Source organism: Stenotrophomonas sp. YJH_SMC_19 (genome assembly GCF_059367915.1).
The window spans coordinates 228,033-235,872 of sequence record NZ_JCAFRI010000005.1 but is presented as its reverse complement, the minus strand read 5'-3'; the positions used below and the strand labels follow the sequence as shown (position 1 = coordinate 235,872).

Genomic DNA, 7,840 nt, shown 5'->3' with positions numbered 1-7,840 from the left:
GAACACCCGTGGCCAGGCTGGCGGCCTGGCAGAAGGGGTAGTGCCGGCCGCTGGCCGGCAGTGTCGACCAAGGTCGACACCTACCAGAACACCCGTGGCCAGGCTGGCGGCCTGGCAGCAGAGGGGGTAGTGCCGGCCGCTGGCCGGCAGTGTCGACCAAGGTCGACACCTACCAGAACACCCGTGGCCAGGTTGGCGGCTTGGCAGCAGAAGGGGTAGTGCCGGCCGCTGGCCGGCAGTGTCGACCAAGGTCGACACCTACCAGAACACCCGTGGCCAGGTTGGCGGCCTGGCAGCAGAAGGGGTAGTGCCGGCCGCTGGCCGGCAGTGTCGACCAAGGTCGACACCTACCAACAGCATTCCCAGCAGCGCATCGGGTGGAAAGCCCCCTTGCTGTTCATGGGGGCGCGCCGAAGGCGCGGGAACAAGGTGGGATGCGCGGGCAGTTCGTTTACGCGCCCAGCGCGTAACCGAACTGCTGCTTGAACTGCTCGTTGAACTCATCGAAGGTGAAGCGCTGGTTCTGCGTGCCCGGGTGCTCGACCTTCAGCGCGCCCATCAGGTTGCCCATGCGGCCGATGGTCAGCCAGTCGTAACCCTTCTGGATGCCGTAGATCAGGCCGGCGCGGAAGGCGTCGCCACAGCCGGTCGGATCGACCACGCGGCGCTCGTGCGCCGGCGGGATGTCGTAGCTCTTTTCCGGGGTGTGGATGACCGCACCCTTCGGGCCACGGGTGGTGATGTAGGCCTTGACCCGGCTGACGATCTCCTTCTCGTCCCAGCCGGTGCGCTCCTGCAGCAGGTTCGACTCGTAGTCGTTGACCACCACGTAGTCGGCCTGATCGATGAAGGCGCGCAGCTCCGGGCCGTTGAACAGCGGCATGGCCTGGCCCGGGTCGAAGATGAACGGGATGCCGTCCTCGTGGAATTCCTGTGCGTTCTGGATCATGCCTTCGCGGCCGTCCGGGCCGACCAGGCCCAGGGTCACGCCCGGCACGCCGCGCACATGGTTCTCGTAGGAGCGCATCATCGCGCCCGGGTGGAAGGCGGTGATCTGGTTGTTGTCGTGGTCGGTGGTGATGAACGCCTGCGGGGTGAACAGCTCGTCGATCACGCGCACGCGCGACAGGTCGATGCCCAGGCCCTCGAAGTATTCGCGGTACGGGCCGAAGTCCGAACCCACGGTGCCCATCGGGATCGGCTGGCCGCCCAGCAGGTGCAGGTTGTAGGCGATGTTGCCGGCGCAGCCGCCGAACTCGCGTCGCATGCGCGGCACGAGGAAGGACACGTTCAGGATGTGCACCTTGTCCGGCAGGATGTGATTCTTGAACTGGTCCGGGAACACCATGATGGTGTCGAAGGCAAGAGAACCACAGATCAGAGCGGACATCGATGTAAGCCTATGCGGTGAATTTTGGGGTGGGCCGGCCCGGTTCAGCGGGCAAGCAAACGGCGCCCTTGGGCGCCCGACGGCGCAAAGGTTACCCGCTGGTGCCGCTCAGGGCCAGAACCGGGTGATGCCCGATCAGGCCGAAAGCCTGTGAAGACGCGGGTTCAGCTAGTTTTTTCCTTGCTCGGCGGCAGGCGGGTTGCTAGGCTTGTCGGCCTCGATTTCTGCCCATTTTTTCGCCATCCCGCGGCGGGCACGACACCCCTCAGGACTCCTTCCTCAGATGTTCAAGAAACTCCGTGGCATGTTCTCCAACGACCTGTCCATCGACCTGGGCACGGCCAACACCCTCATCTACGTGCGCGGGCAGGGGATCGTGCTGAACGAGCCGTCGGTCGTGGCCGTGCGCCAGGACCGTGCCATCGGTGGCACCCGCTCGGTGGCAGCCGTTGGCGCCGAGGCCAAGCAGATGCTCGGCCGTACCCCGGGCCACATCACCACCATCCGCCCGATGAAGGACGGCGTCATCGCCGACTTCACCTACACCGAGGCGATGCTCAAGCACTTCATCAAGAAGGTGCACAAGTCGCGCGTGCTGCGCCCGAGCCCGCGCGTGCTGGTCTGCGTGCCGGCCGGTTCGACCCAGGTCGAGCGCCGCGCGATCAAGGAATCGGCCGAGGAAGCCGGTGCCCGTGACGTGTACCTGATCGAAGAACCGATGGCTGCCGCGATCGGCGCCGGCATGCCGGTCACCGAAGCCCGCGGCTCGATGGTCATCGACATCGGCGGCGGCACCACCGAAGTGGCGGTGATCTCGCTCAACGGCATCGTCTATTCGGCCTCGGTCCGCATCGGCGGCGACCGCTTCGACGAATCCATCACCAACTACGTGCGCCGCAACCACGGCATGCTGATCGGTGAAGCCACCGCCGAGCGCATCAAGGTCGAGCTGGGTTGTGCCTACCCGCAGGCCGAGGTGCAGGAGCTGGAGATCTCCGGCCGCAACCTCGCCGAGGGCGTGCCGAAGATGATCAAGATCAGCTCCAACGAGGTGCTTGAAGCCCTGCACGAACCGCTGTCGGGCATCGTCAGCGCGGTCAAGCTGGCGCTGGAGCAGACGCCGCCGGAACTGTGTGCCGACGTTGCCGAGCGCGGCATCGTGCTGACCGGCGGCGGCGCCCTGCTGCGTGACCTGGACCGCCTGATCTCCGAGGAAACCGGCCTGCACGTGCAGGTGGCCGACGATCCGCTGACCTGTGTGGCCCGCGGTGGCGGTCGTGCGCTGGAACTGGTGGACATGCACGGCAACGAGTTCTTTGCGCCGGAATAAGCCGTCCCGGCCGTTCCTGCCCGCCGCGCCCTTCCGGGGTGCGGCCCGCCGCGATGGCGGGCCGGCACCGGCGGGGCGTCCGCGTGTTTCCCTTCCGCCTTCTGCCAGTTGAATCGTTGCCGTGCCGCCCTACGCCGGTCCTCCCGTTGCCTCCCGATCCGGTGATGCCGCCAGCCCCCTGCGGTTGCTGGCCTATCTTGCATTGGCCATCACACTGATCGTCCTTGACGATCAGGCGGGTTGGCTGGCGCGCCTGCGCGAGCAGGCCAACAGCCTGGTGCAGCCTGTGTGGGCACTGGCGGGTCTGCCCGGCAAGCTCGGCAACCAGGTCAAGGATTCCGCGGCCAGCCACACCCAGCTGGTCACCGAGAACCGTGAACTGCGCAACCAGCTGCTGCTGGCCAACGCGCGCCTGACCCGTCTGCAGACCGCGGCGCTGGACAACGCCCAGCTGCGCGAACTGCTGAACGTGGCCGAGCGCAGTGGCCTGGACGTGCAGCTGGCGCCGATCCTGGATATCGACCTGGACCCGGTGAAGCAGCGCCTGGTGCTCGACGCCGGCAGCCGCGAAGGCGTGCACGTCGGGCAGGCGGTGATCGATGCCGGTGGCCTGATGGGGCAGGTGATCAGCGTCACCGGCGGTACCTCCACCGTGCTGCTGCTGACCGACCCCGACCACGCGGTGCCGGTCACCGTGGCCCGCAACGGCGTACGCCTGATCGTCTACGGTCGCGGCGACACGCTGGAGCTGCGCGACATCCCGCTCAGCGCCGGTGTGGAAGTGGGCGATGAGATCGTCACCTCCGGCCTCGGTGGCCGCTTCCCGGCCGGCTTCCCGGTCGGCACCATCACCGGCCTGCGCCCGGACGACACCCATGCCTTCCTGGTCGGCGAACTGAAGCCAGCCGCCCAGCTGGATCGTGGCCGTGATGTGCTGCTGCTGCGCCCCGGTGCGGCGATCCGCATTCCGCCGGAACTGCGCCTGCAGCTGGAAGAAACCACTCCGGGTGGCCCGGCCACCGGCGCCACCGTGCCTGCGGGAGCCGCGCCAGCGACAACGACGCCAGCTCCGGTCAGCTCCCCGGTAGTGCCGGCCGCTGGCCGGCAACAGCCCTCGTCGCAAACGAGGACTGTTGCCCCCGCATCCTCGCTTGATCCTGCTGCTCCGGTAGTGCCGGCCGCTGGCCGGCAACAGCCCTCGTCGCAAGCGAGGACTGTTGCTCCCGCATCCTCGCTTGATCCTGCTGCTCCGGTAGTGCCGGCCGCTGGCCGGCAACAGCCCTCATCGCAAACGAGGACTGTTGCTCCCGCATCCTCGCTTGATCCTGCTGCTCCGGTAGTGCCGGCCGCTGGCCGGCAATCGACCACGCCGGAGGCCCAGCGATGAGCCGCCTGCGCGACAACCCGTGGGTATTGCCGGCCAGCCTGGTCGTAGCCCTGCTGCTGGGCCTGCTGCCGTTGCCGGCGCTGCTGCAGCCGCTGCGTCCGTACTGGCTGGCGCTGGTACTGGCGTACTGGGTGATCGAGACGCCCGAGCGCGTCGGCCTGGGCATCGCTTTCGCCAGCGGCGTGGTCGCCGACCTGCTGTACGGCGGCGTGCTCGGCGAACAGGCGCTGCGGCTGGTGATGCTGGCCTTCATCCTGCAGCGTTTCCGCGCCCGCATCCGCTTCTTCCCGATGTCGCAGCAGATGCTGGCCATCGGCGGCCTGCTGTTCAACGACCGCATCGTCAGCGCACTGGTGCACATCCTGGTGGGTGAACCGACCCTGCCGTGGTCGTACTGGTGGGCACCGCTGCTGGGCATGGGCCTGTGGCCGCTGGTGTTCGTGCTGCTGGATGCGGTGCGCTTCGGCAAGCGCGGGCGCTGAGCCATGATCCCGCGTCGCCAGGTCAAGAATCCGCACGCTGAAGCCGAACAGTTCCGCCGCCGCGCGGCGCTGGGTTTCCTGGGCGTGCTGGTCTGCCTGCTGGGCCTGGGCGGCTGGTACTTCAAGCTGCAGGTGCTGGACCACGACGTCTACGCCACGCGCTCGGAAGCCAACCGCATCAAGCCGCGGCCGGTGGTGCCCGGGCGCGGCATGATCTACGACCGCAACGGCCGCCTGCTGGCCGAGAACGTGCCAGCGTTCCGCCTGGACGTGACCCCGGACAAGGTCAAGGACATGGACGCCACCCTCGAAGGGCTGGCGAAGATCATCAGCATCAGCCCGGAAGAGCTGGAAGCGTTCAACAAGTCGCGCAAGGCGCGCCGCAAGTTCCTGCCGGTCACGCTGAAGCTGCGCATGAGCGACGAGGAGATGGCGCGCTTCGCCGTCGACCGTTGGCGCTTCCCCGGCGTCGAGCTTGAGCCCTACCTGACCCGGCGCTACCCGTACGGCGACCTGTTCGCGCACATCATCGGCTACGTCGGCCGTGTCGACGACAAGGACCTGGAGATCCTCGGCGAAGGCAATGCCGCGCTGACCCACATCGGCAAGTCCGGCCTGGAGCGCTATTACGAGCAGCAGCTGCGCGGCAAGGTCGGCTACGAGCAGGTCGAAACCAACGTGCAGGGCCGCGCGATCCGCACCATCGGCCGGGTGGCCGCGCAGTCCGGCGCCGACCTGCGGCTGTCGATCGACGCCGACCTGCAGCGCGCGATGGTGGCCGCGTTCGGTGACCAGGAAGGCTCGGCAGTGGCGATGGACCCCCGTACCGGCGAGGTGCTGGCGATGGTCAGCCTGCCGTCCTACGACCCCAACCTGTTCGTCAACGGCATTTCCCATGCCGACTTCAAGGCGCTGAACGAGAACCCGTCGCGGCCGCAGTTCAACCGCCTGGTGCTCGGCGGCGTCGCTCCCGGTTCCACGCTGAAGCCGCTGATCGGCCTGGCCGGCCTGGACTCGGGCGTGCGCCGCCCGGAAGACAAGGTGCTGTCCACCGGCATGTTCTACCTGCCCGGCACCAGCCGTGGCTGGGGTGATGCGCATCGTGGCGGCCATGGCTGGACCGACCTGCGCAAGTCCATCGCCGAGTCGGTCAACACCTACTACTACAAGCTGGCGCTGGACCTGGGCATCGAGCGCTTCGACCATTACATGGAGTACTACGGCTTCGGCCAGCCGACCGGTATCGACCTCACCGGCGAAATCGGCGGCATCCTGCCGTCGCCGGCCTACAAGCGGAAGACCCGCAAGGAAGCCTGGTACCCCGGCGATACGGTCAACATCAGCATCGGCCAAGGCGACTGGAAGGTCACCCCGCTGCAGTTGGCGCGCGGCGTCAGCGCGCTGGCCGACGGGCAGCTGCGCACCCCGCACCTGGTGATCCAGCAGCGCGACGGCTTCGACAGTGACTGGACCGCGACGCCGCCCGGCGAGAGCAAGCCGGTCAGCCCCAACCCCAACAACGTGCAGGCGGTGCGCGAGGGCATGATGGCGACCATGCGGCCGGGCGGCAGCGGCTGGCGCGTGGCGGTCGGTGCGCCGTACGTGATGGCCGGCAAGACCGGTACCGCGCAGGTCATCAGCCGCAAGGGCACCGCAGCGGTGAACCCGAAGAGCCTGCCGATGCACCTGCGCCACCGCGCGCTGTTCGTCGGCTTCGCGCCGGTCGAAAACCCTGTGATCGCGATCGCGGTGGCGGTGGAAGGCGGTGGCTATGGTGGTTCGGCTGCTGCGCCGATCGCCCGCAAGGTGTTCGATGCCTACCTGCTGGGCAAGATGCCCGAGGGCATGCAGCCGCTGGACAGCGAGCGTGGTACCACCGCCATCGGTGCCACCGCGTTCGACAACGAAGACGCCGGCGCACGCCAGGCCGGTGATCTGGCGGCCGCGCAGCTGGGCGAACACCCGGTGCAGGTGGGTGCCCCCACCCCCGAACCGGCCCCTGCGCCGCAGCCGGGCACGCCGGCCGCTGCCGCAGTGCCGGCCACGCCACGCCCGACGGTTGCGGAGCCCGCACGATGAAAGTGTTCCTGCGCTGGGCCGGCGACATGCTGCGCCGCTTCTTCAGCACGCTGGACTGGGTGTTGTGCCTCGCCCTGGGCGCGCTGATGGTGATCGGCCTGGCCACCTTGAAGAGTGCCGGTGGCGACGGCCTGGTGATGGCCCAGGGCGCGCGTTTCGCGGTGGGCATGGCTGCACTGTGGGGCATCTCGCGGGTGCCGATCCTGCGCATCCGCTCGGCCACGCCGATGATCTATGCGATCTCCATGATTCCGCTGCTGGCGGTGTTCGTGCTCGGCACCGGCAAGTACGGCCGGCAGTGGCTGGACCTGAAGTTCTTCTACCTGCAGCCGGCCGAGCTGCTGAAGGTCAGCCTGCCGATGATGGTGGCCTGGTACCTGCACAAGATGCCGCTGCCGCCGCGCTTCAACACCGTGCTCGTGGCCTTGATCATCATCGGCGTGCCGACCGGCCTGGTGATGTTGCAGCCCGACTTCGGTACCGGCGTGCTGATCGCCGCCAGCGGCGTGTTTGTACTGCTGCTGGCAGGCCTGCCGTGGTGGTGGGTCGGGCTGGGCGTGGGCGGCGTGGCTGCGGTCGCGCCGGTGGCCTGGTTCTGGCTGCTGCGGCCGTACCAGAAGGACCGCATCATGATGTTCCTGGACCCGGAGATGGATGCACTGGGGGCCGGCTGGAACATCATCCAGTCGAAGATCGCGATCGGCTCCGGCGGCTTCGATGGCAAGGGCTGGGGCGAGGGCTCGCAGTCGCACCTGAACTTCATTCCCGAACAGACCACCGACTTCGCGTTCTCGGTGCTGAGCGAGGAATTCGGCTGGATGGGTGTGGCCCTGGTGCTGACCCTGTACCTGGTGGTGATCGGGCGTTGCCTGTGGATCGCCAGCCAGTCGCGCGATTCCTATTCGCGCCTGTTGGCCGGCGCCACTGGCCTGGCGTTCTTCGTCTATGTACTGGTGAACGGCGGGATGATTTCCGGCCTGCTGCCGGTGGTGGGCGTGCCGATGCCGCTGATCAGCTACGGCGGTACTTCGGCGGTGTCGCTGCTGGCCGGTTTCGGCCTGGTAATGGCGGTGCGCAGCCACAATCCAGTGCACGGCGGCTACGGTTGAGTCCGGCGTCGGGGTCAGATCCCTTTTTCCACAGGAAAAAGGGATCTGACCCCGCAGCTCGGC

6 protein-coding genes are annotated in these 7,840 nt (G+C 67.9%); 5 read left to right on the top strand and 1 reads right to left on the bottom strand.

All coding sequences use genetic code 11. The features are described 5' to 3' along the window. Positions 1-451 precede the first annotated feature (451 nt). Positions 452-1,390 carry a carbohydrate kinase family protein gene (locus AC5P5R_RS08560; protein WP_005411078.1) on the bottom strand — a complete coding sequence of 313 codons (939 nt, stop codon included), beginning with the start codon at positions 1,388-1,390 and terminating at the stop codon, positions 452-454. Positions 1,391-1,673: 283 nt separating this feature from the next. On the opposite strand from AC5P5R_RS08560, the gene AC5P5R_RS08555 reads away from it, so the two are divergent. The 5 genes from AC5P5R_RS08555 to rodA all read left to right on the top strand — a co-directional run bounded on the left by AC5P5R_RS08555 (position 1,674) and on the right by rodA (position 7,777). Further along, positions 1,674-2,720, top strand: a complete 1,047-nt coding sequence (locus AC5P5R_RS08555) for a rod shape-determining protein (protein ID WP_005411077.1) — start codon at positions 1,674-1,676, stop codon at positions 2,718-2,720. A 121-nt stretch (positions 2,721-2,841) separates the two neighbouring features. After that, entirely contained in the window at positions 2,842-4,107 is a 1,266-nt protein-coding gene (gene mreC / locus AC5P5R_RS08550; RefSeq protein ID WP_100438138.1) for a rod shape-determining protein MreC, read from the top strand. Further along, complete coding sequence (gene mreD / locus AC5P5R_RS08545) at positions 4,104-4,589, top strand: rod shape-determining protein MreD (protein ID WP_005411075.1); 486 nt, start codon at positions 4,104-4,106, stop codon at positions 4,587-4,589. The genes mreC and mreD overlap by 4 nt, the downstream gene beginning before the upstream one ends. A 3-nt stretch (positions 4,590-4,592) precedes the next feature. Then, positions 4,593-6,668: a penicillin-binding protein 2 gene (gene mrdA, locus AC5P5R_RS08540; RefSeq protein WP_005414510.1), complete on the top strand. Its 2,076-nt coding sequence runs from the start codon at positions 4,593-4,595 to the stop codon at positions 6,666-6,668. Next, on the top strand, positions 6,665-7,777 hold the full coding sequence (gene rodA / locus AC5P5R_RS08535; RefSeq protein WP_005411073.1) for a rod shape-determining protein RodA: 1,113 nt from the start codon (positions 6,665-6,667) through the stop codon (positions 7,775-7,777). Before mrdA ends, rodA begins: the two co-directional genes overlap by 4 nt. Positions 7,778-7,840: the final 63 nt, after the last annotated feature.

Bases quoted from the DNA above. Each gene is read 5' to 3' on its own strand.
- mreD (WP_005411075.1), top strand. From the start codon at position 4,104: ATGAGCCGCCTGCGCGACAACCCGTGGGTATTGCCGGCCAGCCTGGTC.
- AC5P5R_RS08555 (WP_005411077.1), top strand. From the start codon at position 1,674: ATGTTCAAGAAACTCCGTGGCATGTTCTCCAACGACCTGTCCATCGAC.
- rodA (WP_005411073.1), top strand. From the start codon at position 6,665: ATGAAAGTGTTCCTGCGCTGGGCCGGCGACATGCTGCGCCGCTTCTTC.
- mrdA (WP_005414510.1), top strand. From the start codon at position 4,593: ATGATCCCGCGTCGCCAGGTCAAGAATCCGCACGCTGAAGCCGAACAG.
- AC5P5R_RS08560 (WP_005411078.1), bottom strand. From the start codon at position 1,390: ATGTCCGCTCTGATCTGTGGTTCTCTTGCCTTCGACACCATCATGGTG.